23 protein-coding genes and 1 pseudogene are annotated in these 25,426 nt (G+C 65.9%); 9 read left to right on the top strand and 15 right to left on the bottom strand.

The window, feature by feature from the left end; translation table 11 throughout:
• Window positions 1-88 precede the first annotated feature (88 nt).
• The 6 genes from M2351_RS18925 to M2351_RS18900 form a co-directional block, all read right to left on the bottom strand.
• On the bottom strand, window positions 89-1,132 hold the full coding sequence (locus M2351_RS18925; protein WP_264657660.1) for a formylglycine-generating enzyme family protein: 1,044 nt from the start codon (window positions 1,130-1,132) through the stop codon (window positions 89-91).
• Between the two features lie 117 nt (window positions 1,133-1,249).
• Window positions 1,250-3,007, bottom strand: coding sequence for an arylsulfatase (locus M2351_RS18920; RefSeq protein WP_264657659.1), 1,758 nt, complete (start codon window positions 3,005-3,007; stop codon window positions 1,250-1,252).
• 93 nt (window positions 3,008-3,100) lie between these two features.
• Complete coding sequence (locus M2351_RS18915) at window positions 3,101-3,958, bottom strand: HpcH/HpaI aldolase/citrate lyase family protein (RefSeq protein ID WP_264657658.1); 858 nt, start codon at window positions 3,956-3,958, stop codon at window positions 3,101-3,103.
• A gap of 234 nt (window positions 3,959-4,192) precedes the next feature.
• Window positions 4,193-5,464 carry a metal-dependent hydrolase family protein gene (locus tag M2351_RS18910; RefSeq protein WP_264657657.1) on the bottom strand — a complete coding sequence of 424 codons (1,272 nt, stop codon included), beginning with the start codon at window positions 5,462-5,464 and terminating at the stop codon, window positions 4,193-4,195.
• 202 nt (window positions 5,465-5,666) lie between these two features.
• Complete coding sequence (locus M2351_RS18905; protein ID WP_264657656.1) at window positions 5,667-6,431, bottom strand: alpha/beta fold hydrolase; 765 nt, start codon at window positions 6,429-6,431, stop codon at window positions 5,667-5,669.
• 41 nt (window positions 6,432-6,472) lie between these two features.
• Window positions 6,473-7,354 carry a fumarylacetoacetate hydrolase family protein gene (locus M2351_RS18900; protein ID WP_264657655.1) on the bottom strand — a complete coding sequence of 294 codons (882 nt, stop codon included), beginning with the start codon at window positions 7,352-7,354 and terminating at the stop codon, window positions 6,473-6,475.
• Window positions 7,355-7,598: 244 nt separating this feature from the next.
• On the opposite strand from M2351_RS18900, the gene M2351_RS18895 reads away from it, so the two are divergent.
• Window positions 7,599-8,306, top strand: a complete 708-nt coding sequence (locus tag M2351_RS18895) for a FadR/GntR family transcriptional regulator (protein WP_264657654.1) — start codon at window positions 7,599-7,601, stop codon at window positions 8,304-8,306.
• Window positions 8,307-8,377: 71 nt separating this feature from the next.
• Here the strand turns inward: M2351_RS18895 and M2351_RS18890 are convergent, their stop codons facing one another.
• The 3 genes from M2351_RS18890 to M2351_RS18880 form a co-directional block, all read right to left on the bottom strand.
• Window positions 8,378-8,950, bottom strand: coding sequence for a recombinase family protein (locus tag M2351_RS18890; RefSeq protein ID WP_264657653.1), 573 nt, complete (start codon window positions 8,948-8,950; stop codon window positions 8,378-8,380).
• A gap of 92 nt (window positions 8,951-9,042) precedes the next feature.
• Window positions 9,043-9,861: an AAA family ATPase gene (locus M2351_RS18885; protein WP_264657652.1), complete on the bottom strand. Its 819-nt coding sequence runs from the start codon at window positions 9,859-9,861 to the stop codon at window positions 9,043-9,045.
• Entirely contained in the window at window positions 9,858-11,333 is a 1,476-nt protein-coding gene (locus tag M2351_RS18880) for a Mu transposase C-terminal domain-containing protein (protein WP_264657651.1), read from the bottom strand. Before M2351_RS18880 ends, M2351_RS18885 begins: the two co-directional genes overlap by 4 nt.
• Window positions 11,334-11,496: 163 nt before the next feature.
• Here M2351_RS18880 and M2351_RS18875 point away from each other — a divergent pair, with 163 nt between their 5' ends.
• The gene (locus tag M2351_RS18875) at window positions 11,497-12,063 is read left to right on the top strand and encodes a recombinase family protein (RefSeq protein ID WP_264657650.1); all 567 of its coding nucleotides are present in this window, start codon (window positions 11,497-11,499) and stop codon (window positions 12,061-12,063) included.
• Between the two features lie 70 nt (window positions 12,064-12,133).
• Window positions 12,134-12,706: a recombinase family protein gene (locus M2351_RS18870; RefSeq protein WP_264657649.1), complete on the top strand. Its 573-nt coding sequence runs from the start codon at window positions 12,134-12,136 to the stop codon at window positions 12,704-12,706.
• A 78-nt stretch (window positions 12,707-12,784) separates the two neighbouring features.
• On the opposite strand, the gene M2351_RS18865 is transcribed toward M2351_RS18870, so the two are convergent.
• Window positions 12,785-13,063, bottom strand: a complete 279-nt coding sequence (locus tag M2351_RS18865; protein WP_264657648.1) for a hypothetical protein — start codon at window positions 13,061-13,063, stop codon at window positions 12,785-12,787.
• Between the two features lie 62 nt (window positions 13,064-13,125).
• Between M2351_RS18865 and M2351_RS18860 the strand changes: the two genes are divergently transcribed.
• From M2351_RS18860 to M2351_RS18850, 3 genes are all read left to right on the top strand, one after another.
• The gene (locus M2351_RS18860) at window positions 13,126-14,481 is read left to right on the top strand and encodes an IS701 family transposase (protein WP_264657647.1); all 1,356 of its coding nucleotides are present in this window, start codon (window positions 13,126-13,128) and stop codon (window positions 14,479-14,481) included.
• Between the two features lie 56 nt (window positions 14,482-14,537).
• Entirely contained in the window at window positions 14,538-15,242 is a 705-nt protein-coding gene (locus M2351_RS18855) for an MBL fold metallo-hydrolase (protein WP_264657646.1), read from the top strand.
• 65 nt (window positions 15,243-15,307) lie between these two features.
• A complete protein-coding gene (locus M2351_RS18850; protein WP_264657645.1) occupies window positions 15,308-15,931 on the top strand; it encodes a hypothetical protein in 624 nt (207 codons plus the stop codon).
• A 680-nt stretch (window positions 15,932-16,611) separates the two neighbouring features.
• Here M2351_RS18850 and M2351_RS18845 read toward each other — a convergent pair.
• Entirely contained in the window at window positions 16,612-17,643 is a 1,032-nt protein-coding gene (locus tag M2351_RS18845; RefSeq protein ID WP_264657727.1) for an IS110 family RNA-guided transposase, read from the bottom strand.
• A gap of 168 nt (window positions 17,644-17,811) precedes the next feature.
• Window positions 17,812-18,039, bottom strand: a pseudogene (locus M2351_RS18840) (DUF6398 domain-containing protein); the annotation flags it as partial.
• 260 nt (window positions 18,040-18,299) lie between these two features.
• Here M2351_RS18840 and M2351_RS18835 point away from each other — a divergent pair.
• Window positions 18,300-19,535 carry a Fic family protein gene (locus M2351_RS18835; protein ID WP_264657644.1) on the top strand — a complete coding sequence of 412 codons (1,236 nt, stop codon included), beginning with the start codon at window positions 18,300-18,302 and terminating at the stop codon, window positions 19,533-19,535.
• 257 nt (window positions 19,536-19,792) lie between these two features.
• On the top strand, window positions 19,793-20,140 hold the full coding sequence (locus tag M2351_RS18830; RefSeq protein WP_264657643.1) for a site-specific integrase: 348 nt from the start codon (window positions 19,793-19,795) through the stop codon (window positions 20,138-20,140).
• Window positions 20,141-20,401: 261 nt separating this feature from the next.
• Here the strand turns inward: M2351_RS18830 and M2351_RS18825 are convergent, their stop codons facing one another.
• Window positions 20,402-20,836 carry a potassium channel family protein gene (locus tag M2351_RS18825; RefSeq protein ID WP_264657642.1) on the bottom strand — a complete coding sequence of 145 codons (435 nt, stop codon included), beginning with the start codon at window positions 20,834-20,836 and terminating at the stop codon, window positions 20,402-20,404.
• Between the two features lie 437 nt (window positions 20,837-21,273).
• On the opposite strand from M2351_RS18825, the gene M2351_RS18820 reads away from it, so the two are divergent.
• Complete coding sequence (locus tag M2351_RS18820; protein ID WP_264654291.1) at window positions 21,274-22,473, top strand: IS256 family transposase; 1,200 nt, start codon at window positions 21,274-21,276, stop codon at window positions 22,471-22,473.
• Window positions 22,474-22,483: 10 nt separating this feature from the next.
• On the opposite strand, the gene M2351_RS18815 is transcribed toward M2351_RS18820, so the two are convergent.
• Window positions 22,484-23,848 (bottom strand): S41 family peptidase, encoded by a 1,365-nt coding sequence (locus M2351_RS18815; protein WP_264657641.1) that lies wholly within the window; start codon window positions 23,846-23,848, stop codon window positions 22,484-22,486.
• A gap of 170 nt (window positions 23,849-24,018) precedes the next feature.
• On the bottom strand, window positions 24,019-25,422 hold the full coding sequence (locus M2351_RS18810) for a hypothetical protein (protein WP_264657640.1): 1,404 nt from the start codon (window positions 25,420-25,422) through the stop codon (window positions 24,019-24,021).
• Window positions 25,423-25,426 lie beyond the last annotated feature (4 nt).

The following is a 25,426-nucleotide window of genomic DNA, read 5'->3' as shown; positions in this document are numbered from 1 at the left end:
TACCATCAGTGCTTCGGGAGGGCTTGAGACAGCGATCTGTGGATGACCGCTCAACCAGCAGCTGAGAGGTTTCTTCTCTGGACCGCGCCTACTTCACATTCAACACCGTCCGAAACCCCAGATGACTTGCCCCTAGTCCGACCTCCTGCGGATGGCGTGAGGCTGGACGGTACCTTTGACAAAAATTCTGCGCACAGAGGAAGGAGCCCCCTTTGATGACCCGGCTGGGGACGTCTGGCTGGCGAGGATCATAACTCTCCTCCTGACGCGGCCCGGTCGGATTGGACATCTCCAACCCCTCGTGGCTGGGCCGGTACCAGTCCGACGTCCACTCCCACACGTTGCCGATCATGTCGTAAAGACCGTAACCATTCGGCTTGAAGCAGCCCACAGGCGCTGTGGCCAAGTACCCATCGGCCTGGGTGTTCTGGATCGGGAAAAAGCCCTGCCAGGTGTTGGCCATGGCCAGACCCTGTGGCGTGAATTCCCCTCCCCAGGCATACGGCGCACCCTCAAGTCCGCCACGCGCGGCGAATTCCCACTGCGCCTCGTTGGGAAGGTCCCTGCCCAACCATCGAGCGTAGGCCAAGGCATCCTTGTGGGTCACGTGAACCACCGGATGGTTCTCGCGACCCTTGATGTCGCTGCCAGGGCCTTCCGGATGGCGCCAATTCGCTCCGGGCACCAGCTGCCACCAGCTGTTGATCTTGCCCGCCTGGCTGAGCGGGCTCACGAAAACCACCGATCCGGCCGGCTGTGGCGTACCGGCGCCAGCCAGGGTGACGACGCGCTCCGCCTCGGTCACGTACCCGGTTGCTTCGACAAATCGTTCAAACTGGGCATTCGTGACCTCGGTCCGGTCCATCCAGAAGCCATCCACGCGGACCTTCGTAACCGGCCCCTCTTCACTGTAATACTCGTCGGAACCGATGGCAGCTTCCCCACCGGGGACCCACACCATTCCAGCGTGCGAATCTTTGTTGTTTGGCATGCCGGAATAGGCTTGGCAAAGCAAACCCTGCTCAGGATTCGGTATGGCCGGGGCCGCGCGGGGCCCGCTGAGCATGGTCAGACCACCAGCAGCCCCGATGGCCATCACAGTAAGAAGAAAAAACACGGTCTTTCGAGCCATGAGACAATCTCCCGCGGCACTCCACTGACCTCGGCGCCGGTTGCTTGGGAGGATGCGGTCGGTGCCCCCTGGCCGCATCCTCCCCACTCACCTCGGTTGCCGTCGCAACCGTAACGCTTACTGCTCCAGTTCTTTGTAGTACCGCGTGCCGTTGCTGTATTCGAGCTGATCAGCAATCCTTTCGTCGAAGATGACGCCGTTCCTGGTGCGGAAGTCCTGCCAGGAAGCCAGCAACTCCTTGGTTTTCTCTGGACGGGCGTCGGCGAGGTTTTTCTCCTCGGTGGGGTCTTCGGCGAGATTGTACAGGTGCCATTCGCCCGCCCCCCACGGCTTGTTCACCCAAACCAGCTTCCAATCGCCCTTCCGCAAGGAGGCGCGCCCGAACAGCTCCAAGCCCAACACATAGTCGCTCGGGTGGACGCGGTCGGATTGGCCGTTCAAGTAGGGCCACAGCGATGCGCCCTGCATGGGATGGACGGCACGGCCCTTGTAGCTGTCGCCCGGATGTTTGATGCCGGCGGCCTCAAGGAAGGTCGGCGCCAGATCCATGACGGTCGCGAGTTGGTCGTCCGGCTTTCCGCCACGCCCGAGCTTCGGGTAGGAGATGATGGTCGGCGATCGCACACCGCCTTCGGTGGGAAAGCCCTTGTACAGGCGGAATGGCGTGGCGCTCACCTGCCCCCATCCCGGCCCATACCCCACGTATGATCCCGGTCGTCCGGTGTTCTCTACGCTGTTGTTGAAGGTCTCATTCACCCACTTGGCGGGCACCAGGTCCAGAATGTCATTCCCTTCCGCACCGTTGTCGGACAGGAAGACGATGATCGTGTTCTCGAACGCGCCGGTCTCCTTCAGGTAAGAGACGAGCCGCCCGATGTTCTGGTCGAGAGCGTCCACCATGGCCGCGTAGACCGCCATCCGGCGGGCCTCGGCGTCCTTCTGCTGCGGTGTGAGCTGTTCCCATTTGGGCCACGTCGGGGAGGGAGCGGGGGGCTTCATGTCCGCGGGGATGAGACCCGCCGCTTGCATGCGCTTGAAACGCTCGTCGCGAATGACGTCGTACCCCACCTTGTAGGTGTTCTTGTATTTCTCAATGAGGGCGTCCGGCGCCTGCAAAGGAAAGTGGGGCGCCGTGTACGCCGCGTAGGCGAAGAACGGCTTGCCGTCGGTCCGATTGCGGCCGATGTACTCGATGATCTTGTCCGTATAGAAATTCGTCGTGTAGTCGATCTTGGGCAGCGTGGCGTCTTTGCCGTTTTCCCGATAGCGGGCTTTGCTCGTCCCCTTGCCGTCCGGCGGCGGCGCGTTTCCGGTTTGATCGAAGAAGCCGGCCCCGCCTTGGACCATGGCATAGGACTGTTCAAACCCGCGGGCGGCCGGGCTCAGTTCCTCCGTCAAGCCCAGGTGCCACTTGCCGGCCATGTACGTGTGGTATCCCGCATCGCGCAGCAGTTCCGGGAAGGGAACCACGTTCATGCTGAGCGTCCCCTCGTAGCCCGGTTTGCCCTTCTGTTCCGGGGTCGGAAGCTCGGCCATGGTGCCCAGTCCGGCCACGTGGTTGTCGGCCCCCGACATCAGCATGGCGCGCGTCGGCGAGCAGGCCGGCGACACATGGAAATTCGTCAACTGAAGCCCCGAGCGCGCCAAAGCGTCCAGATTGGGCGTCTGGATTTCGCCTCCGAAGGCGCCGATGTCGGAATAGCCCAGATCGTCGGCAAGGATCAGAAGGATGTTCGGGCGGCGGACTCCGGAAGCCGGGTTGTTTCCCGTCCGGACATCGGCGGCCAGTGCCGGACACGATAGGGCGAGGCCAGCCGTAGCGGCCAAAACTGCCCCAAGTGCAAGCCGCTGTCGGAACGACGGTGATGAACGCATGGCTTCTTCCTCCCTTAGTTCTGCTGACAATCCGCCCCTTGAGGGTCCGTCGAGCGGCTCTCCCGCGGACGGCTTTCCTGGACGATGATGTTTTTACCGCTTCTCTTCGGCTCGCCTGGACGCCTGCGCGCGGGCTACCGTGCGCCGCATGGCGAGGACGATCGGTCGCTCGACCATTTTCCCGTCCACTTGGATGACGCCGTCCGGAGCGTCCTTCCAGGCTGCAACGACCCGCTCGGCTTCGGCAACCTCGTCCGCCGTTGGCGTGTAGGCATCGTTGATGACGGACACCTGATTTGGATGGATCGCCATCTTCGCCGTGAATCCCAGGGCCAAGGCGCGATGCGCTTCGGCGCGGCATCCGTCGGCATCGTGCACCGTGACGTAGGGCATATCGATGGCCGGAATGCCGGCCTGGGCCGCGGCATGCGCGACGCGCGACCGCCCATACAGAAGTCCGTCCCAGGACGCTGGAACGCCGAGTTCCGCCGCCAGATCCAAGCCTCCGAACATGACGGCGCTCACGCGATGCGTCGCGGCGGTGATGGCTGCTGCTTGCTCCACCCCGCGCAGCGTTTCGATCTGTGCCACCAGGCGGACACTGAGCCCCGCCTCAGTCAGCAATTGATCGACCCAGCAGACCTCCTCGGGAGAGTCGATCTTGGGAATGACGATGGTCCCGCCTGACAGACGTGCATCGATGAGCGCGAGAACATCGCGCAGCCCCGCCACGCTGCGTGGCGTGTTGATCCGCACAACGCGGTCGGGAGCGCCGGCACAATCCGCCAGGAAGCGCACGGCCGCAGCGCGGGCGTCCTCCTTGTACGCCGGCGCGACGGCATCCTCCAGGTCCACGCAGACCGCATCGGCGCCGGCGGCAAGCGCCTTATCGAAGCGGTCGGGGCGTGATGCCGGGACAAACAGGACGCTGCGCCAGCCGAGATCGTCCATGATGCTTTTCCCCTCCTCTTTCCCTCGTCTGTACGGCGGCCGACTTCAGCGGAGGCAGATAATGCCGAGGGCCTCGCCCCGGCTGCCCAGCCCCAGGCGATGTCCGAGCCCGGACGGCCGAACATCACCAGGAGCGGTCCGCTTGGAACGATCGGACCAGATCGGCCTCAGGCGCGCTCGCGAGTTGCGAGCTGCGCTACACCACCGACCCGGCGGTGGTGACCAAGATCGGCCTCAGGCGCGCTCGCGAGTTGCGAGGGCTTCCGGAGCCTTATAGAAGACACCGTCTTTCATGATCGCCAGAAGACGGGTCCGGTCCTGCAGGATCGTGATGTCCGTGAGGGGATCGCCATCCACCAGCAGCAGGTCCGCCAGATAGCCGTCCTGGATCATGCCGAGTTCATGGCCCATGCCCATGATCTGCCCGCCGAGCTGGGTGGCGGCAACCAGGGTTTCCATCGGCGTGAAGCCGAGCAGGTTGACAAAGATCTCCAAGTCGCGGGCGTTCGTGCCGTGCGGCTGCCACGCAAACCCGTAATCGCCACCTGGAAGAACGCGGATGCCCCGCTTGTGCATCTTCTTCATGGAATCGACCGCGATTTCCAACTCGCGTTCATATTGCAGCGACAGCGGCGAGCCGGGGGCGATGCCGTAAGCGCCAGCCTCGCGGGCTGTGGTGAGCAGCCACGCCAGACCGGGCGCCACGAAGTGCTGCTCCTTGACCGCCTCCAGCATGTCGAGCGCTTCTTCGTCCGCATAGGACGCGTGGAAGATGCCTTCGATGCCGAACTCGACGCACAGCTTGACCGATTTGGAGGAGCGCGCGTGCGCGCACAGGGTCTTGCCATGCATCTTGGCCTCGCTGACCGCCATGGCGATCTCATCGCGCGCCATCGGCGTCACCTCCGCCCCGACGCCGGTGATCTCCTCGCCGGAAAGGTTCAGCTTGACGTTGTCCACGCCGTACTTGATGTACCGGCGCACGGCGCGGCGCACCTCCTCCGGCCCGGACACGATCGTGCCGAAATTCAGCCCTTCATGCTCGATGTGCGGCGGCGCGGTGTCGCCCAGCCCGCCGGGGGTGGCGATCTCCTGGCCCGCCGCGCGGTACCGCGGCCCGGGAATCTGGCCCGCGTTGATCGCGTTGCGGATCACCACGTCCAAGCGCGGTTTCGCGGCGGCGGCCCCGAAACCCGCCGTGAAGCCGGCATCGAGCACCAGCTTTGCCATGTCAGCGGCGAAGAGAACGTGCTCTTCCGGCGGCATCTGCTGGATGGCCGCGAGCGTTGGCTGGTTGTTCCACGACAGGTGCAGATGCGCGTCGATGAGGCCCGGCATCAGCGTGGCGCCGCAGCCGTTCACATGGCGATGCGCGTCGCGCGAGATCGCCCCTTCCTGCCGGGAAATTTCGACGATGCGGTTGCCCTGGACCAGCACCTCGCCGGCATAGGGTTGCGCGCCGGTGCCGTCGAAGACACGCACATTGGTGAATAGGGTCGTTTGCATCGTTTCCTCCTCATCGATCGGGGTTGATGCCGGTTCGCCGGCTTATGTTTTCATTCACCCCCGGATGGACGCTTCCGTCGCACGGAGCGCGGCTGCCGAAGCCGGGCATCCACGCGCTGACACCAAGGGGTCTCTCTTCCGGACGGCACCGCTGCGCCACAGGACGGGCACGTGCCGCAGCGGTGCGATGTCACGACAGCGTTCAGGCGGCGGAGAACAGGAAGTTGACCAGCGCTTCGTTGACCGCCGCCGGACGTTCGAACGTCGTCCAGTGGCCGCAGCGATCAAGGATGCGCAGGCTTGATCCCGGAATCTTGGACGCCAGGGCTCGTACGGCCGGGGGCGGGGCCGTGCCGTCCTCGTCGCCCGTGATGAGCAACGTCGGGCAGGTGATCCGCGCCACCTCGGCCGGCTCGGCGGCAGCGAGAGCCTCGCAGGTGCGGGCGTAGCCCTCCGGATCCTGACGCATCAGGATCTCACGCACGAACGCCGCGACTTCCGGCCGGTTGGCCTTGGTGTTGGCCGAGGTGCCGCCTTGGACGATGGCGTCGGCAATGCCGACCATGCCCTCGCCGCGCGCCTTGGCGGCGCGGTCGCGCAGAGCCGGACGGGCGGCCTCGGGCGGCGCGTGCAACGGCCCGAGCAGCGCCAGGCTGCGCACCCGCTCCGGCTGCCGCACGGCGAGGTGCTGGCACACGATGGTGCCGAGCGAGTGGCCGACCACGTGGGCGCGCTCAATGCCACGGCTGTCCAGCACCGCCATGACCGCATCAACGAAACCGGTAATCGACACGTCACCATCGGTCGGGCTGCGCCCCGAACCGGGCAGATCGAACCGCACGCATTGGAAAAAACGCGACAACGCACCGATCTGCGGAGTGAAGACGTTGGAGGTGCCGCCCAGCCCGTGGACCAGGATCACCGGATCTCCGTTGCCGTGCACCTCGACGGCCAATTGCTGTGCCATAAAGCGTTTCCCTTGTTGTCGTTGCGAAAGGCCGGCCGTGTTCAGTCGAGCACGTTGCTGAGGCGGCCGAGCCCGTCGATCTCGATCGTCACGCGGTCCCCCGGCTTCAGGAACTTCGGCGGGGTGAAGCCGATGCCGACGCCGGCCGGCGTGCCGGTGGCGATGACGTCGCCGGGGTAGAGCGTGATGCCGGCCGACAGCGTCTCGATCATGGTCGGGATGTCGAAGATCAGATCGCGCGTGTTGGCGTTCTGGCGCAGTTCCTCGTTCACCCAGCAGCGGAGCGACAGGTTCGCGGCATCGACCTCGTCGGCCGTGGCCAACCACGGGCCCATCGGGCAGAAGGTGTCGAAGCTCTTGCCGAGGAACCATTGCTTGTGGCGCGACTGCCAATCGCGCGCCGTCACGTCGTTGATGATGACGTAGCCGAACACATGATCGTAAGCCTCGGCCTTCGAGATGCCCCGGCCGCCCTTGCCGATGACCACGCCGAGTTCGGCCTCGTAGTCGATGCTGTCGCTCACCCCGTGCGGGTAGCGGATTGGCTCACCATTGGCGATCACGGTTTCCGGCGGCTTCGTGAAGAAGATCGGCGCTGCCGGGATGGCGTCGGCCGCCACCTTCGATCCAGCGTCGAAGCCGCTGCGGGTGAACTCGTGGGCGTGGTCGTGGTAGTTCTTGCCAACGCAGAAGATGTTGCGGTCCGGGCGCGGAATGGGCGCGTCGATGCGGACATCGGCCAGCGGAATGCCGGCGGAATTGAGCGCAATGCGCTCTTTGATCGCGTCGAACCGGCGGATGAGGTCGAGCATGTCGCTGACCGGCTCCCCCAAAACGGTTTCGAGCGGCCACACCCGCTGTTTGTCCGGGTCGATCACGCCGACCGTGCGGCGCCCTGCATGCTGGAAGGTGGCGAACTTCATACGCTGTCTCCTCTGCGCCAATTTTGATCCAATCAACGCCCCAATGCGCGTTGATCGGCGCCATCTGTGAGCCAATATGACGGGAACGGCGCACGATTGGTCAAGGGAAAAGTACGCTTGGCGCATTTTTGCAGGAATGGTTGACCGGAGCGCGCTGTCGGCAACTCAAAATTCGACGTTGCGCGGCGACAAGACCCGCGCCATATTGGGTTACGATTGGGGCAGGGCTGGTAATGGAGTAATCATGGACGCGCTGAATCTCAGGGATCGCGCTGCTTCCGGGGCGAGCGCGGTCGTGGCTTTGATCGAGCAGAGCATTGCCGACGGCACCTGGGGACCCGGCACCAAACTGCCGACCGAGCGTGAATTGGAAAAACGCTTTAACGTCTCCCGCAACACGTTGCGTAAAAGCCTCCGCGTGTTGGAAGAACAGGGCAAGATTGTCCGCCATGTGGGACGTGGCTCGTTCGTCACATCGGAGGCGACGCTGAAGGCCACGACTGAGGGGCAAAACCTGACCAGTCGCATCATCGGCGCCAGTCCGGCGGAAATCATGGAGCTGCGGCTGATGGTGGAGCCGCATGCGGCGGAGCTGGCCGCCGGGCGGGCCACCGCGGCGGACCTCCACCGGATGGAGGAGTGCCTGGCCCATGCCGAGCGTGCCGAGGACATCCCGGAGTTCGAACACTGGGACGGCATGCTGCACGTGGCGATCATCGGCGCTGCCAAGAATGGTTTGCTGGCGGATGTGTACGACGCGATCAACGCCATTCGAAACCAGCCGGAATGGGCGCGACTCAAGGTGCGTAGCCTCACGCCGGCGCGACGCACCGTCTACGAGGAGCAGCACCGGCGCATCGTCACCGCCCTCAGGGACCGCGATGGGGATCAGGCTCGGGCCGCGCTCCAGGAACATCTGCTGCAGGTCCGCACAAACCTGCTGGGAAGCTGATGCCCGTTCCGGCGTTGATTGCCGCCGTCATCTGAAGAACCGCCGGATCATCCCTGTGTCACGACCGCGTTTCAAGGTCTGGGGCGCGGTGGGTTGATCCGCTTGACTTCACGATAAACGGTTGAGCGCCCAAGGCCGAGTTGTTTGGCTGCTGCCGTCGGCGACAGGCCGGCTTTAATCAGCGTCAATGCCGCCGCGATCTTCTCCGCATCGACGGGCTGGCGGCCGGGGCGTTTGCCGCGAGCCCGGGCGGCGGCAATGCCATCCTTCGTGCGCTCGGCAATCAGGCGCCGCTCGAAATGGGCGATGGCACCGAAGACATGGAAGATCAGCTCGCCGGCCGCCGAGCTGGTGTCGATCCTCTCCTCCAGGCTGAGCAGGTCGATGCCTCGGTCCTTCAACCGGGCGACAACTGCGAGCAGTTCGGAAAGCGAGCGGCCGAGGCGATCGAGGCGGACGACGGCCAGCGTGTCACCGCGGCGCGCGTAGGCGAGAAGCGCCTCCAGCCCCGGTCGGTCCATCGCACGGCCCGAGCCGGTATCGGTGAACACCTTCAGCGCGCCGGCCTGCTCCAGGCGCAGTGTCTGGCCGGCGACGTCCTGCTCGCTGGTGGATACGCGCGCATAGCCCAGAATAACGCCCATGGCGGTCCCCCAACCGACCGGTTGCGGGACGGCGGCGGCCCCGCGTGACTCACCTGTGACCTTCAGAGATAAGTGGCGGTCTTTCTCCAGCGCTATGTGGCGCCGATGACGAGCGTACTCCGCGCGGCCTCGACCACATCGTCGGTGATCACAGACAGGCCGTTGATTTTCAGGATGCGCCCGATTTGGACGAACAGGCGATGGAGCAGGCGGAAATTGCCGCCCGTGATCCGCGCGATTGACGCCATGGCCTGGGCATCGGTGAAGTCGGCCTCGTCGAGGGCAAGCCCGAGCTGCCGCCAGTGGCGGGTGAGCACGAAGGCGAGTTCGTCGCCCTTCAAAGGGCGGTAGTGATGGGCAAACCCGACGCGGCTGTAGAGCTGCGGGTAGCGCGCCAGGCGCTTCTCGATGCCGGGCATGCCGATGAGGATCACGCCGATGCCGGTTCTGTCGAACACGTCGCGCAGGTGCTCGAGCGCCGGGGTCGAGAGCCGCTCGGCCTCATCGACGATGAGCAACTCGGCGGGATTGGGGGTGAATCCCGTGCGAATGAGGTCCTCGCGGTGCAGGTGCGCGTCGATGCAGACGCCCGCCCGCGTGACCAGCGTGTCGATGCCGTCGCGCAGCTCGCGAAACGGGCAGCAGACCGTGGGCGTGTAGAAGACGGTCCGGGTCCCGGCGACCGCCGCGTACACCTTGGCATCGGACGGCTGGCGTGGCCCCCATTCGACGAGCAGGGGCTCGGCAACATCCCACTTCGCGTAGCGCCGCGCCGACAGGGTCTTGCCGACGCCGGCAGCACCGAAGCAAAGGCCGATATAGCGGTGCTTGCGCACGGCATCGGCGAACTCGGAAAAGCGCCGGTGTTCCTTCGTCGCGATGAACGCACCTGTCCGCTCGCCACCGGTCACGGATCATCCTCCTCGTAGAGACGCAACCGCGGCCGGGCCGGTGAGGCCGCCGGTCGCGGCGGTGGGACCTGCCTCGACGGCTGGTCGTGGTGGGGCAGGAAGTCGGCCACCTTCGCCACGCGCTCGTTGATCGCGGTGCGCAAGGACCGGCGATGAGCACGTCGGGCCGCCTGGATGTCCTTGAGCGTCACCACCTCCCCGGCGTGTTCCTCGCTCACCGCGCGGCAGAGGAAGCCGCCGCGGTGGAAGAGCCGGATCTCGGACAGGTCGCGGGGGTCGTAGCGGACGGTGACCGCCTCGCCGATGAAGCCTGCGAGCGTCGGGGCGACGTAGCGCAGTCCTTGGAAGCGGACGCCGTCACGCCGCACGCGGCGCGGCTCGGCATGCTGGACCAGCAGGAGGTCGAGGTCCTCGAGGCTGTCGGGAAGGCGGGGCAGAAAGCCCTCGCTACGCCACGCGTCGAGCGGTGTCTCACCAATCTCGCCGTGGATGCGGGCGTGGTAGGTGCCGGCGATGAAGGCGCCGACCTCATGGTCGAGCCGCGCCAGCGACAGTGTCGGGGGCGATGCGGGCCTTTCCTTGACAAGATACCCAGGCAGTTCGGGCAACAGCTCGGTGTTGAGCGTGCCGAACAGGCGCTCGACTTTGCCCCGACCCTGTGGGCGGCCGACGGCGGAGTAGACGACCTGGAACCGCAGGTCCGCCGCCACTCGGTCAAGGTGCCGGCTGGTGAAATCGCTGCCGTGGTCGACGTAGAGAACGTCCGGCACGCCGCAGACCGGCCAAGCGGGGTCGGCCTTGCGCCAGATCGCATGGCGAAGCGCAAGGCAGGTGTTGAGCACACAAGGCGCGCCGAGGAACACCAAGTACCCGGCGATCGCGCGGGAGCGATCGTCGATGACGGTGGTGAGCCACGGCCGCGCCGGCTTCCCGCTTTCGTCGAGGATGAGGACGTCGAGTTGCGTGTGGTCGGCTTGCCAGAGCGCGTTGGGCGTCTCGGCGCGGTGCCGATGGATCAGCTCGTAACGGTTGCGGTAGGCGACCGGTCCGTCCAGCGCGAGCGTCACGATCGCCGGGTCCAGGCTCGCGAGGATGGCGTGGACCGTGCCGTAGGACGGCGCACGCCATCCCTGCGCCGCGGCGACGTCACAGACCCGACGGTGGATGGCGGCGGCCGACAGTCGCGGCCGTTTCAACCCCATACCCTCGATCAATGTGACGAGGTCGTCGGGCGAGCGACGCGCACCGGCATCGCTGCGGCTACGACGCGCGAGGCTGGCCAGCCCGTCCCGGCGGTAACAGGCGAGCCAACGCTGCGCTGTTCGCAGTGGCACGCCGGCGTCGGCGGCCGCGCGCGCCAAGGGGACGCCGTCCTCAAGGTGCGGCCGCAAGGCGGCGAAGCGCGCCATCGCCTGCGCTTGGCCCTCCTCGGTCAGGGTCGCGAACGAAGCCGTCGTCCTCTCCCGAGCCATGACCGCCTCCCGAAACCGGCGATCCCCCTTCGTCCGCAAGGGGATCGCTCAACGGACGGTTCGCATCGCGCCGTCCATGCCGTTCGGATCACGGAGCTTTCTATCTCATTGAGATGGTACGATGATCCTTTCATTGAAGGGGCCCCAATCGTACGCTTCGGCCATGTCCGCGATCACCATCGGTTATGCCCGCTGCTCGACCGACAAGCAGGACCTCGCCGCCCAGCGGGCCGCGCTTGAGCGCCTCGGCGTGCCACCCGAGCGCATCTACACCGACCATGGGCTGACCGGCACGAGCCGGGCCCGGCCAGGGCTCGACCAGGCGCTCGCCGCCGTGCGCGCCGGCGACACGCTCGTTGTGCCGAAGCTTGATCGGCTGGCACGCTCGGTCCCCGACGCGCGCGCCATCGCCGATGAGCTGGTCGCCCGTGGCGTCAAGCTTGCGCTCGGCTCGAGCGTCTACGACCCGGCCGACCCGATGGGGAAGATGTTCTTCAACATCCTCGCCACCTTTGCCGAATTCGAGGCCGACCTCATCCGCCTGCGTACGCGCGAGGGCATGGCGATCGCTCGCGCCCGCGGCAAGCTGCGCGGCAAACAGCCCAAGCTCTCCGACAAGCAGCAGCGCGAATTGCGCCGTATGCACGACACCGGTGACTACTCAATCAGCGATTTGGCCGAGCTGTTCTCGGTCTCGCGCCCCACCGTCTACCGCACCCTCGCCCGGTAGCGACATCATGTGCGCCACATAGCGTTGGAAAAAGACCGCCACTTATCTCTGAAGGTCACAGGAGCGGGCGGTGGCGAACATCGGCTATGCCAGAGTCTCGACCGTCGATCAGGATCCGGCCCTGCAACTCGACGCCTTGGCCAAGGCAGACTGCGAGCGGGTATTTCAGGATCAAGCATCCGGAGCCAAGGCTGATCGGCCTGGGCTGGCGGCGGCCATCGCTTTCGCACGGGCCGGCGACAGTCTGGTGGTCTGGAAGCTCGACCGTCTCGGCCGATCTCTTCCGCACCTGATCGAAACGGTGAACCAGTTGGAGGCCCGCGGTGTCGGCTTTCGGTCTCTGACCGAGGCGATCGATACGACCACCCCCGGCGGCCGGCTGGTGTTCCACATCTTCGGCGCTCTTGGCCAATTCGAGCGTGACCTCATCCGGGAACGGACCCGTGCCGGTTTGGTCGCTGCTGTCGCGCGTGGCCGGAAGGGCGGGCGCACGCCGGTGGTGACCGAGGACAAGCTCCGCCGGGCGATGGCACTGCTCGCCCAAGGTCTCACGGTTCGTGAAGCCGCCGCGCGGATAAAGGTCGGAAAGACCGCGCTCTATGCAGCACTTGGCGTAAACGGAAGCGAGGATGCTGATCTATGAACGGAGTTCTTTGTTCGTTCTGACTTAGCGTTGTTTAGCTGACTCGGCTTTGCGCGATCTGGGACGGCATTCCTTCCCTCATGCCCGGATCCAGAAGGCCGGTTCATCGGCGATGAAGGCGAGAGCGTCCTCAAGGTCGAACACCGCCCCGAAGGGTCCAGCCGGTCCCCAGGCCTCGCGCCGCCACCACAGAACTTCGACGCGGTTGGTCTCGCCCAGTGGCCGCAAGCGGGCAACTGGCGCGCCGGTGCGGGCGCTGAACAGTGAGTAGCCGCGGTTGATCCGGCGGACGGTGAGGCCGCCGCGCGGCCAGGGATAGGTGGCAATCCGCTCCAGGACGGGGTCGGTCGTGGGCATCGCGATCACGCGTGCGCAAGTCTGTTGGGTGGTCATACATCCGGCGCCGCCAGAGGTGTACCATGGTACGCCCCATTGTCCTCCCCAAAAGCTTCGTCGCGTGGCTCTGGCCGTACCTGGAGGCCTTCTCCGGACGCACCCGCGCCACGGTGGCGGCACTCGCCGTCGGCGCCGTGCTGGCGGTCGGCCCGCGCACGGTCGCCAATGCGCTGCGCGCCCTCGGTCTGGCCGATGAGCCGGGGTTCGCGACGTTTCACCGCGTGCTCAACCGCAACGCCTGGTCGGGGTTGGTGCTGGCCCGCACGCTGCTGCACGCCCTGGTCGGCGCCTTCGTTCCGGACGGACCGGTCGTCATCGGCGTCGATCACACTCTGGAGCGCCGGCGCGGCCCGTGCATCCGCCCGGCCAGCCAGTATTATGACGCGGTGCGGTCGTCCAAGAAGAGACGGGTCACCAGCCACGGCCTGCGCTGGCTGACCGCCATGCTGCTGGTCGAGGTGCCGTTCGCCGGCCGCATCTGGGGCCTGCCGGTGCTCACCGCGCTGACGCCCAGCCGCTCCTGGTGCCAGGAGCACGGACGACATTACCGGTCGGTCAACGACTGGGCACGCGCCGTCCTGCGGCGCCTGCACCGCTGGCTGCCGGAGCGGCTGGTGGTCGCCGTTATGGACGGCGGGTTCGCCGCGCTGGATTTGCTCGACGCGCTGAGCCCATCCATCATTGTCGTCACGCGCTTGCGCTTGGATGCCGCCCTGTTCGATCCCCCGCCGGCCGAGCAACACTATGGCCGCCCGGCGGTCAAGGGAGCCCGGCAGCCGAGCTTGCGCGCTCGGCTGAGCGACCCGGAGACGGTCTGGCGGCGCGCTGTCCAGGCCAGCCGCACCCAGTGGCGCACCGGTGGCTGGATCGAGTACGCCAGCGGCACGGCGCTGTGGTATCATGCGGGTAAGCCGGTCGTGCCGATCCTGTGGGTGCTGGTCCGCTATCCCGACGGCCGGCGCGAGCCCGAAGCCTTCCTGTGTACCGATCCGACGGTGCCGCCGCGCACGGTGCTGGAATGGTTCAATCGTCGCTGGTCCATGGAAACCACTTACGAAGAAAGTCGCGCCCACATCGGGATCGCGACGCAGCGCCAGTGGACCGATCCGGCGGTGTTCCGCACGACGCCGCTGCTGTTCGGGCTGTATTCGCTGATCACGTTGTACGTGCACCAACATGCCGACCGGCTGGCGCTGTCGCCGCGGCGCGCCCTGTGGTACCCCAAGCCGGCGCCGACCTTCGCTGATGCGTTGGCCCGCCTGCGCCGGCACCTGTGGTTCGAACAGGTTTTCGCCATCTCGTCCGAAACCACCGAGATGACGAAAACCGCCCCTCCGCTCCTGCGCCGCCTCATCGAATCCGTCTGCTACGCTCCATGAGCCACGTCAATCCCGCACTCCGCTTGGCCGGATGACCACCGTCCCAGAACGGACGGATGTCCCACGATGCGCAAAGCCGAGACACTTATCGCGCTGTCCTCCATAAGGCGGCGCTCAAGCCGAACCTCCCGCTCTACGTCGGCGGCGAGGATTGCTTCTGTTCGCGGGAATGGACAGCCGGACCGGTCCGCGGGGATTTCGGCGCGCTCGACCGCAGGGCGCTGGAGGACGCAAAGCTCACCGTGACCTATGCTGAGGGGCCGGCGCTCGTCGCCGGGCACGGCTTCACCTCGGGCCAGATCGGACTGGCGAGCTTTGAAAAGGTGCTGTCGCCGAGTGCCATGCGGATCGGCCTGGAACGCGGGATCGGCTGCTACGCCGACCAGCTTCCCCCCGACGAGCGCACCCAAGCCATCGTGCCCGACCAGTTCCGGCACGAGCTGGCAACGAGCTTCAACGTGAAGGGGCGGGGCTTGGTCGTGCTGACCTCGTGCAGCCACCGCGGCGTGGTCAACGCCGTCCGGCAGGCGCAGGCGGCCTCGGGGGTGCGCAAGGTCCACGCGGTGATCGGGGGCTTCCATCTGGCGCCGTACAAGGCGGACTACGTGCGGCAGGTGGTTGCGACCCTACGGGAGATCGACCCCGACTATGTTGTCCCGCTGCATTGCACCGGTGAGCCCTTCTACGAGATCGCCAAGGCCGAGATGCCAGGCAAGCTGCTGCGCTCCTACACGGGCACCCGCTTCGTCTTCACTGCGTGAAGAGCCCGTCCGCAGGGACAGTCCGGGCAGCCGGACAAGCTGCACACTCCAAAGGAGAGCGTCACATGAACGCATTCAGGATGACCCTGCCTCTATCCGCCGTGGTGCTGGCCTGCGCATCGGCCAGCACCTTCGCTCAGAGCCACGGCGGTGCCCACATGGCGCCAAAGACCGATGCGGAGATGATCACGAACGCCATGTCAGCGGCACCGCGCGCGGTCGCCGAGACGGCGACGATCATCGCTATGAACGAGAAAGGCGAGATGCGCGTCCTGCGCCAGGGCACGGGCAATTTCACCTGCATGCCCGACAATCCCATGAGTCCGGGCAACGACCCCATGTGCCTGGACAAGAACGCCATGGAATGGGCCAAGGCGTGGATGGAGCATAAGGAGCCGCCAAAGGGGCAGATCGGTCTCGCCTACATGCTGGCCGGCGGCTCTGACGCCAGCAACGACGACCCATACGCGACGGCGCCACAGGCGGGTCATAAGTGGGTGGACACCGGCCCGCACGTGATGATCCTGAATGCCGTAGACCTGTTGCAAGGTTATCCCAAGACCGCTGAGAACCCGCGGATGCCGTATGTGATGTGGGGCAATACGCCCTATGCTCACATCATGATGCCAGTAGCCGAGCCCATTGAGCAAACTGCCGAAGCGCCCGCCTCGTCTCCGGCCAAGCCATAGCCGGCCCAGTCGCGGTGCGGCCGGCGTGACTGCCCTCTTTCCACGCCGGTCAGTCCTTGCGTAGCCGGAACCGCTGCGGGGTGTTGCGGAACAGACCCAAAGCCGATCTGCCGTCAAAACCCACCCTTGCAGTCACCATCATCGGGAAGGCGGTCCAACGTACTCAGCGTCAATGGCTTAGAAGGGCGATTCGCGATCCAGTCAGAGAACGGATTTTCTGGAGAACGGCGGGAACCGCCCCCGCCGTTTTTGGCCATTCTGCACAACTATGTGGTTGTCTAATCGCGGGCCAAGGATCAAGCACTTTCCCAATGTGGGTTTTCATTTCACTGTGCCAGGTCGTCCAGGTAGTCCACAGGCCCGCCTCGCACCTCCATCAATGACGGGGCGGGCCTGTGGACCCACCTGGGCGACCGTTCCAGACGACGAGGCTCGTTGATGTCGCAGTCCGTTCCGAGGACCAAGACCACTGCCGGATCCATGGTTGTCTCCGCGGTCGGCAGGTGCCGCCGCATGATGGCGTGAGGAGCGCAGCCTCCCAATGTCACTGACGCAGTGATCGCGGGCGGGATGCCCCAGCGATCTTGCATCCACATAGACGGGATGGCTGCCGCTTCGTCCCGGCAGGGACCTCGCTCCGCGGCGGGCGGAACCCTTTCGACCTCGCGTTCAAACGTGGTTCAGGCGGCCACCTCCTGGCCCGCCCAGCGAAACTCGCTGCCGTCCACCCAAAGCCGATGCATCAGCACCGCCAGTTTCCTAGCCACCGCGACCTTGGCCTTCTTCAGGCCGATGCGTTTGGCCAGGCGAACGCCCCAGGCCTTGAGAGCGCACCATTTCTCCACCCGGGTCAGCAGGGTTCCCGCGGCTTCGAACAGATAACCGCGCGTCAGCTTGTCGCCGGCCTTCGAGATCCGCCCCGCCCAGTCCACTTCGCCCGACTGGTACTGCCGCGGGGTCAGGCCCAAGTAGGCGCCCACGCTTGAAGACTTGGCGAACCGCGCGGGATCATCGATCACCGTGGTGAAGCTCAGCGCGGTGATCGGCCCGATCCCTGGGATGGTCATCAAGCGCCGACAGACCAGGTTGTCCCGCGCCTGGCGCAGAACCGTCCGGTCAAGCACCTCGATCTGCTCGGTGAGGCGTTGCCAGACGGCCAGCAGCGCCTCGGTGACGACCGCCACACCGGCCTGACCGGTGGTCAACTCCCGAACCCGTGCGGGCAGCGCCGCCCCGCCGACCTTGCCCAGGATCAGGCCGAAGGTCTTCAGGATGCCGCGCATCTGGTTGACGACGTCCCGGCGCATGGCCACCAGCTGGGTGCGGGCCATCAACTGGGCGCGCGCGAGATGGCTGTCCAGGCTCTTGACCTCGACTGCGCGAAACCAGCCGGTGCGGACGACCTGGGCCAAGCCATGGGCGTCGTTGGCATCGGTTTTGTTGATCTGCAACGATAACGCCGCCTTGACTTGCCGAGCATCGAGGCAAACCACCGGCAGGCCCAGGTCGCGCAGAGCGTGCCAATGCCAGGTCGACAGAGGGCCGCTCTCCAGACCAATGCGAACCGCCTGAGGGGCGTGGCGGCGCAGCGTTTCCGCAATGGCCTCCGGGGTCGAGGCGCATTTCCCCTTCCACACCGCCTTGCCGGCTTCCGTCACAACGCACACCGAGGTCTCGTTCAGCGACACGTCCAACCCGACAAACTGCTCCATGGCGGCTCTCCTTGCAGTGCCTTTCCTTGAAGCGGGTAACGCAGAACTCACCGCTTTGGTTGGAAGCCCCACGCGTCCGCGATTACCCCATGTCACTGGGCGTGAAGCGGCCGCGTTCTCGCTTTGTTCGCTTAGCGTATAATTTCGCCCGTTCCATGGAGTGACCCCGAACCGGGCGCACAACTCCTGCAACGGCATGGACGGGGAGCTGGATGTGTCGGACAGGAAGTTGGCCTGGCCCAAGGCGTAGAGGACCCCGCATGCCCAGCTTTCCGGCTTGCCCGAGCGCAGCGGGCTTGGCCGCTTGCGGCACAGCGCGGCGATGGCGACGCGCGCCAGTTCTGCGTATTCCTCGTTGAGATGTCGGTAGCAGACATCGTCGGTGATCGCCGTCATGCCGCGGTAGAACTCTTCCCAGCCCTTGGGAACCTTCGTCGACTGGCCTGTCGCGGTCATGGACGGTTGCTCGCCGGATTGTTCGTGGATGGTGCCCCTGATGAAGCTCGCGCACCGACCGTCTTTTGTCCAGCCCTCCCAACCGCGCAATCCTGGAGCCTTCATCACGGCCTCTTCGCCGGCTTTCTTGCTTATGGTTGGCATGCTAAGCTTCAATACAGCTGGCCGGAGCGGTCAGTCATTGAAGCTTTCGGACCGTCATGCGCCGCGATACCCTGTGCCACGAAGTGCGCCAACGGCTGGTGCGCCTGCCGCCACCGCACCAGGCGCACTATGGCGTCGTGCCCCCGCCTCCGCCGGAGGACACGGTGCCGCTCGGGCCGGTGCTGACGCGCAGCGAGGCCGCCAACCAGGCGCTCGCCCGCATCGACACGCTGGCGGCCGACCTGCATGACCCGTACCTGCTGAGCCGCGTTCTGACCCGGCGCGAGGCGGTGTCGAGCAGCGGAATCGAGGGCACGAACTCGACCCTCGACGAACTGCTGTCCGTCGAGGAAACCGAAGACGGCGAGGCGACGGACGCGGCCGCCCAGGTCCGTGACTATGCCCTGGCGCTCGATGTGTTGCTGCCGCGCGCCCAGGCGGCCGGGCCGGCCATCTTCACGGTCGATCTCATCCGGAATCTGCATCGGGCCGTCATGAAGGGGGACACCGCATACCAGGACGTGCCCGGCGACTTCCGGCAAGTCGTCGCCTGGATCGGCGGCGGCAAGGACATCGCCTACTCCACCTTCAACCCACCGCCGCCGCCGCACCTGCCCGCGTGCCTGGAGCAGACTGTCGACTATCTTCGCTGCGAGGGACTGCAGCGGCAGACCCAGGGACTGCTGACGCGGATGGCGGTCGCGCATGCGCATTTTGAGGCCGTGCACCCGTTCCGCGACGGCAACGGCCGCGTGGGTCGCCTTTTGCTGCCCCTGATGATGGCCGCGGAAAGCCATGTCCCGCTCTACCTGAGCCCCTACATCGAGGCTCACAAACAGGCCTATTACGACGCTCTCAAGGCCGCGCAGCAGCGCCTCGAATGGCACGCCATGGTCGGGTATCTGGCGGATGCGGTGGTCGGCACGGTGAGCGAACTGTTGGTGACGCGGGCCGCACTGGCGGATCTTCGCCGGGTTTGGCTGAACCGCCGTCCATTCCGTGCCAAGTCGGCCGCCCTGCGCGCGCTCGACATCCTGCCGCACTACCCGGTCATCACGGTCAAGCGCTTGGCCAAGCTCCTGAACGTCAGTTTCCGGGCTGCCGACACGGCCATCGGCCTGTTGCAGCAAGCCGGCATCCTAACCGAACGGACGGGACACCGGCGCAACCGGCTCTTCGCGGCAACGGAGGCGCTGTCGGTCATCAACCGGCCGTTCGGCGCGGAGCCGGTGCTGCCTGGACCGGGACCCGAGGACGATAGCGGCGGGGCGTCCGAAACCCTAGAACGGTAGGGTCAAGGCATTTGGGATCTGGAGCACCAGGGCAAAGGTCTGGAGGGTTGCGCCGATCGCGGAGATTGGAGCCGTCATCGGTCTTTGGCAAAAAATAGGAATTGCATGGATATAACTGTTAGTATGCGGTCTTCTCACGACCAACCGGACCTGCTCCAACGGGGTGGCCGTCAGCCCTTGGAGCGTATCGGCAGGGTCGCCTTGCCGCATGGTTCGATGGGCACCACACTGGTCCTACGGCGACCACGTCGTGGCTCGTGGCCCGGAAGACCGTCGCGGGCCGATCGACAACAGGAGACGCCGACGCCGACGCCCAGCCCGGTGAGCGGCCAACTCCCGCCGGTCTCACTCCAGACCAGCAGGCCAAGGTCGACCGCATGCTGGCGCGGGTGAAGGCGCTGCCGCCGCTGGGCGATGGGGACCCGGACGTTGCCTTGTACGACGAACACAGCCTGCGCGCCGGCTTCCTCACCTCGGCTGCCGCCACCGGAGCGTCGCTGTTCAAGATGCGCGACCAGTCGCGGCACGAGTCCCTCGACGTGCTGGCCGGCTACGTGCGCGACGCCGACCTCTTCAAGGACCACGCCGGCGCCGGATTCCTGTGATCGGAAACCGCGCTTGCGGATTTCCCTCGTGCGCCGGGGGACCGTCCAGCACGTCAGCCCGGTGTATCTGCTTCGTCAAGATGAGCCCAGTTTCTCAAGAAATGGGGGCTCCAGGAAACCCGGCGCGGTTCAGATCGTCCGGGAGCGAACCCTATTGAGGGTCGAACCGGGGGTGTCGGGGAAAAAACGGCGTGGTGATGGCGGTTGGGCAACCCTGGGCGCTGCGGCGAACATTCATTGCAGCCTAACGTCGCTCCGCGTTCATGGCTCCCCTGAACGCTCGCGGATACGATGAGCCTGCATCGACACTTCAAAAATGACCGCCGTCGACCAGCCGAACAGCAGCACCCCGTTCATGGCGGTCATTGGCCCAAGCAGAAGCCAGCGTTCCTTTGGAACGATGTCTCCATAGCCGAGCGTCGTGTAGTTGACGAACGCAAAGTACAGGAGATTGGCCTGCGGTTGGGCCACCTTCAAAAATGAATAGAGAAGCGCCCACGTGAACACCTCCATGACATGCGCCGTCAGCAGAATCCCGACGGTCGCGACCATAACGGCCATAAGCCACAACTGAGGGTACCGACGCTGCCATGTCGACGCGAGCCGGGCGGTGCCGACGGCCGCGGTCATCACGACGGCGTGGATGGCGATGTTGCCAAGGCTGAGAAGACTGCCCAGAAGAAGCTGTCGCAGCATGACCCTATCCACGAGGAGGCGCCCGTACACGGACCAGGCACGAAACACCGGCCCGACGGCGGCAGAGGCTCATTTCGGCAAAGCGCTCTCCACCCGATGCGTGCGGATGGCGGCCACGGCGCACTCAAGCGGACCATCGGACGCTCGATTGGTCCACGTCTTGACCACATCGGGGCAAAGTTCGGTCATGGCCCAGGTCCGCGGTGGTGGTGGCGCGAGAGCACCGGGATCGCAACCGCTCGTGCCGGCATGCGTTTCTCCGGTCTCGGCCGCCCTCGATCGCGTCCCACCGCGTGGTGTCTGAGGCGTGAGGCTGGCCCGCCGGAGCGCTCCCCCATAGCTGGCGCAGGCGGGCCGGCCGTTCGGGAGCGGCGGTCACCGTGTTCTTCGGCTAAGTTGAGGTTGCTTAACGACCATCAACCAAGACGGAGACCACGATGACCGAGGACAGGATCGCTCTTCAGGAGCTGATTGGGAAGAGCGCCGATGCCGACTTTCTGCGCGAGATGGTCGGCTTCGCCGCCCAGCGCCTGATGGAGCTGGAGGTGGAGAGCCTGTGCGGCGCCGGGTATGGCGAACGCAGCGAGGACCGCCAGACCAAGCGCAACGGCTACCGGGAGCGGACCTGGGAGACGCGCGCCGGGGCCATCGACCTGCGCATCCCCAAGCTGCGGCGCGGCTCCTACTTCCCGGCCTTCCTGGAGCCGCGCCGCACCGCGGAGAAGGCGCTAATCGCGGTGATTCAGGAGGCCTACGTGCAGGGCATCTCGACGCGCAACGTCGATGATCTGGTCAAGGCGATGGGCATGACCGGCATCTCCAAGAGCCAGGTCAGCCGCCTGTGCCAGGACATCGACGAGCGCGTGCAGGCGTTCCTGAACCGGCCGCTGGAAGGCGACTGGCCCTTTGTGTGGCTGGATGCGACCTACGTGAAAGTGCGCCAGGACGGCCGCATCGTCTCGCTCGCCGCCATACTGGCCATCGGCGTCAACAGCGATGGCCGGCGCGAGGTGCTGGGGCTCGGCCTCGGGCTGTCGGAAGCCGAGACCTTCTGGACCGATTTCCTGCGCACCCTCACCCGCCGGGGCCTACGCGGCGTAAAGCTGGTGATCGCCGATGCGCATCTCGGGCTGAAGGCCGCCGCTTCCAAGGTGCTGGGCGCCACACTTCAACGCTGTCGTGTTCATTGCATGAGGAATCTCCTCGCCTGCGTCGGCAAGGCGCACCAGACGATGGTCGCGGCCACCATTCGCACCGCCTTTGCCCAGGAGACCGCTGAGGCGGCGCATGAGCAGTGGCGCCGGGTGGCCGACAGCCTGCGGCCGCGCTTTTCCAAGCTGGCGGCGCTGATGGACGAGGCGGAGTTCGACGTGCTGGCCTACATGAAGTACCCCAAGGACCTGCGCACCAAATTGCACAGCACGAATCCTCTGGAGCGGCTGAATGGCGAGATCAAGCGGCGCACCAACGTCGTCGGCATCTTCCCTGGCGAAGGGGCGGTTGTGCGCCTCGTCGGCGCCTTGCTGCTGGAGCAGCATGATGAATGGGCGGTGGCCCGGCGCTACATGACCATGGAAAGCCTGGCCGAGCTGTGCCACCCTCACACCCCTGATCCGCTGTCCATCGCAGCGGAGTAGACCGGCGGCCTCAACCCGCCGAAGAGCACAGAGGCCCCCTCAGACACCACGCCTCGGGGCACGATCCCGCCCTCGGCCACAGTCCTGCGGGCAAGGGACGCCCGGCTGGCTTTATCTCGAGATTCGGCGTGATCCCGAAGCATTCCACGGGTCCGCCGGAGGGCCGGAAGTACCGTGCCGTCGTCAAGCGAAGACCATCACCGCCCGGCAGCATGAAAATCGTCTGCACCGAGCCCTTGCCATAGCTGCGCGCACCGATCAGCAGCGCTCGATGGTGGTCCTGCAAGGCGCCGGCAACGACCTCAGCCGCGGACGTCGTACCGCTGTCGATCAGAACCATCAGCGGAAGTTCCGGCAGCACATCATCATCCGCGCGGCCCTTGTAGTGCCGCACGCTGGCGTCGCGATCGCGGGTGGACACGATGTCCACCGCCCCCAGGAAGATGCCGGCGACGTTCACGCCCTGCTCGAACAGCCCGCCCGGATTGTTCCGCAGATCAAGGACGATGCCGGCCAGATTCCCCATGGCCTGAAGGTTCATGCTCGCCAGACCTTCACGCACAAGACGGGCCGCTTGCTCGCCGAAATAATCGATGCGGATGTAAGCGACATTGTCCAGCAGTCGATAAACGACGGACGGGACCTGGACCACAGCACGCGTGACGAACACCTGTATGGGAACGTCGCTGCCCGGCCGCAGCAGTTCCAAGGTCACCGAACCGCCGACTGGACCGCGCATGGCCGTCACTGCGTCGTGCAAGCTCACGCCCTTCACATTGTGGTCGTTGATCCGGGTGATCAGGTCACCGGACCGAACCCCGGCGCGGGCCGCGGGGGTGTTCTGATCGGTGCCGACGACGCGCAGGAGGCCGGTTTCCTTATCGATTACGACCTCGATGCCGAGACCGGGAAACTCGCCATGCATCTGCTCGCGAACGTCGCGGACGCGGTCCGCGTTGAGGAAATTCGAATAAGGGTCGAGGGCGGTCAGCATGCTCTCGATGGCGCTTTCGGTGAGCGCGCGCTCGCTGGCACTGGGGTTCTCTGCCTTTTTCTTCCACAATCCCTCCCACGCCTGATCGACCAGACGTGTGGGGGACGCCGGTTTCACGTAGGCCGCCAGCACGAGATGGAAGATGTTTTCAAAGAGCTTGTAATTGCGGTCGTCCATCGCCGGCGGAATTTCACCGGGACGCATCCTGGCGAACGCGGACCTGTACTGTTCAAGCGCGGCATTGGCGTCGGCGGGCTCGTCGGAGACGACCGCGCACGCAGCAACACCCCCCACCAGCAGCAGGGCCGCAAAGGCGGCAACCAGCCTTGTGGCCCGACGGAGCTTATGACGAGGCGCACCACTCACCATCGCAACCACCATCGTAACCCGGTCCTCGGTACGTGTGCGGAACGCTCGCAATCACGGACCATTGAGCGGCAACCACGCGGCGCGTTGGAAGTACCGTTGGGATGAGCACGGGCATGCTACAGTAACCGTTCACTGTATCGTCGCGGGCGTTGGTGTCGCGACATGGCCGGACAGCGTCCTGGTCAGCCTTGCCGGTGCCGGCCCCGGTGCCGGACGAGCCGCAGGCCGATCACGATGGCGGCCGCCGCGACGAGGCCCAGAAGCGCAAGGTCGCGCGTATCGGCCGGAAGAGTGACGTCTCTTTGCGACGCCGCGCCGACGCTCTTCAAATCGTCCCTCAGGGCAGGGAAGGGCAGCGTGGCGAGGTCATCGACGGGCATCGACCCCAGGATGCGCCGCGGGTCCGGCGTCGCCCACCACCCGCCGTCCAGCGGCAGGCGCCGGGCGAGATGATCGACTTCGCCTCCCCCATCGAAGAACTGCGGATCAAGCGTCAGAGGGAACAGGGTCGTTGCCCCCTGCATGCGCAACTCGATCATGGCGTTGACGTCGTTGCAGACTCCCAGTGCGTAGTAGCCGCCGAACGGCAGGTCCGGATGGCGCCGCTTGATCGCGCCGTAGGCCTGCACGATGGCGCCGGCGAGGCGGGTCACCTCCACGGCGTCCGGTCCCCGGTACCGGTGCGCCACCCGGCCCATGACCCAGGCCTGATCGCGGGTCACGCTGGGGCGGAACACCGCCTCTCCGTCGATCCCGAAATAGAAGGACAGATCGGCGTTGACCACGGGGCCGCGGACGATGAACTCATGCTGGGAATGGCTCACCGGGACCAGCAGCGTCCGGTCGGTCCCGGGAACCGGCAGTTCGGTGTCGATCCAGAACGGCGTGAGGACGTCGCGGCCGCGATAGATCAGGTCGCCGAAGTTGGCGAAGTAGCGGGAATCCCGGACCTCCACATCGTGTCCGTCCGCCGCCAGCGCGTCCAGCAGGGCGCCCGGGGTGCTGACGGCCCGTCCCTTCAGGACAATCCGGTAGCTCCCCCGGCCCGCCGGTGCGTTCAGCGAGAGACGGTTCAGCACCTCGGCAAGGCGCAGGCTGTCGGCATACCGGTCGGCCAGCGTTGGGTCGATCCGGTCGCCGATCTCCAACCCGAACCCCAGGGGGCGCAGATAGGCATCCGGCGTTGGGGGATCGCCCGTTGCGGGAATGCCGAGGGCGTCGTCGACCGACGTTTCAGCGATCGCCGGCTGCGGCGGGGCGCTGTCCACGGGCCGGCCAAGCATTGCCGCCGCCAAACGGACGGACCGCCCCATCCCCCGCACGGTCAGGCCGGGGAAGCGGTCCAGCGCCGCGAAGTCCTTGCCCAGGATCAACTCACGCAGGCGCTTGATCTCGTCCGGCCCGAGAATGCCACCGGCCTTCGGGGTGCGTCCCATGCGCGCGTACACCGCCTCCACGAAATCCGGATTCCGGGACAGCTCGGCCATGACCTGCGACAAGCGCAGCGACTCGTCCGTCTGGGGAGCCGCAGAGCACAGCAGCAAAACGGCGAGCATGAGGGCCGGGAACAAAGCGCCTTTGCGCAAGCCC

The sequence above is a fragment of the Azospirillum canadense genome, assembly GCF_025961225.1.
Taxonomy (GTDB): domain Bacteria; phylum Pseudomonadota; class Alphaproteobacteria; order Azospirillales; family Azospirillaceae; genus Azospirillum; species Azospirillum canadense.
Note: the sequence above shows the minus strand (reverse complement) of the source record. Positions and strands in the feature narration are given on the sequence as shown.

Bases quoted from the DNA above. Each gene is read 5' to 3' on its own strand.
- M2351_RS18905 (WP_264657656.1), bottom strand. From the start codon at position 6,431: ATGGCACAGCAATTGGCCGTCGAGGTGCACGGCAACGGAGATCCGGTG.
- M2351_RS18815 (WP_264657641.1), bottom strand. From the start codon at position 23,848: ATGGTGGTTGCGATGGTGAGTGGTGCGCCTCGTCATAAGCTCCGTCGG.
- M2351_RS18920 (WP_264657659.1), bottom strand. From the start codon at position 3,007: ATGCGTTCATCACCGTCGTTCCGACAGCGGCTTGCACTTGGGGCAGTT.
- M2351_RS18820 (WP_264654291.1), top strand. From the start codon at position 21,274: ATGACCGAGGACAGGATCGCTCTTCAGGAGCTGATTGGGAAGAGCGCC.
- M2351_RS18880 (WP_264657651.1), bottom strand. From the start codon at position 11,333: ATGGCTCGGGAGAGGACGACGGCTTCGTTCGCGACCCTGACCGAGGAG.
- M2351_RS18900 (WP_264657655.1), bottom strand. From the start codon at position 7,354: ATGAAGTTCGCCACCTTCCAGCATGCAGGGCGCCGCACGGTCGGCGTG.
- M2351_RS18895 (WP_264657654.1), top strand. From the start codon at position 7,599: ATGGACGCGCTGAATCTCAGGGATCGCGCTGCTTCCGGGGCGAGCGCG.
- M2351_RS18915 (WP_264657658.1), bottom strand. From the start codon at position 3,958: ATGGACGATCTCGGCTGGCGCAGCGTCCTGTTTGTCCCGGCATCACGC.
- M2351_RS18850 (WP_264657645.1), top strand. From the start codon at position 15,308: ATGAACGCATTCAGGATGACCCTGCCTCTATCCGCCGTGGTGCTGGCC.
- M2351_RS18910 (WP_264657657.1), bottom strand. From the start codon at position 5,464: ATGCAAACGACCCTATTCACCAATGTGCGTGTCTTCGACGGCACCGGC.
- M2351_RS18835 (WP_264657644.1), top strand. From the start codon at position 18,300: ATGCGCCGCGATACCCTGTGCCACGAAGTGCGCCAACGGCTGGTGCGC.
- M2351_RS18855 (WP_264657646.1), top strand. From the start codon at position 14,538: ATGTCCCACGATGCGCAAAGCCGAGACACTTATCGCGCTGTCCTCCAT.
- M2351_RS18825 (WP_264657642.1), bottom strand. From the start codon at position 20,836: ATGCTGCGACAGCTTCTTCTGGGCAGTCTTCTCAGCCTTGGCAACATC.
- M2351_RS18845 (WP_264657727.1), bottom strand. From the start codon at position 17,643: ATGGAGCAGTTTGTCGGGTTGGACGTGTCGCTGAACGAGACCTCGGTG.
- M2351_RS18860 (WP_264657647.1), top strand. From the start codon at position 13,126: ATGGTACGCCCCATTGTCCTCCCCAAAAGCTTCGTCGCGTGGCTCTGG.
- M2351_RS18890 (WP_264657653.1), bottom strand. From the start codon at position 8,950: ATGGGCGTTATTCTGGGCTATGCGCGCGTATCCACCAGCGAGCAGGAC.
- M2351_RS18925 (WP_264657660.1), bottom strand. From the start codon at position 1,132: ATGGCTCGAAAGACCGTGTTTTTTCTTCTTACTGTGATGGCCATCGGG.
- M2351_RS18875 (WP_264657650.1), top strand. From the start codon at position 11,497: ATGTCCGCGATCACCATCGGTTATGCCCGCTGCTCGACCGACAAGCAG.
- M2351_RS18865 (WP_264657648.1), bottom strand. From the start codon at position 13,063: ATGCCCACGACCGACCCCGTCCTGGAGCGGATTGCCACCTATCCCTGG.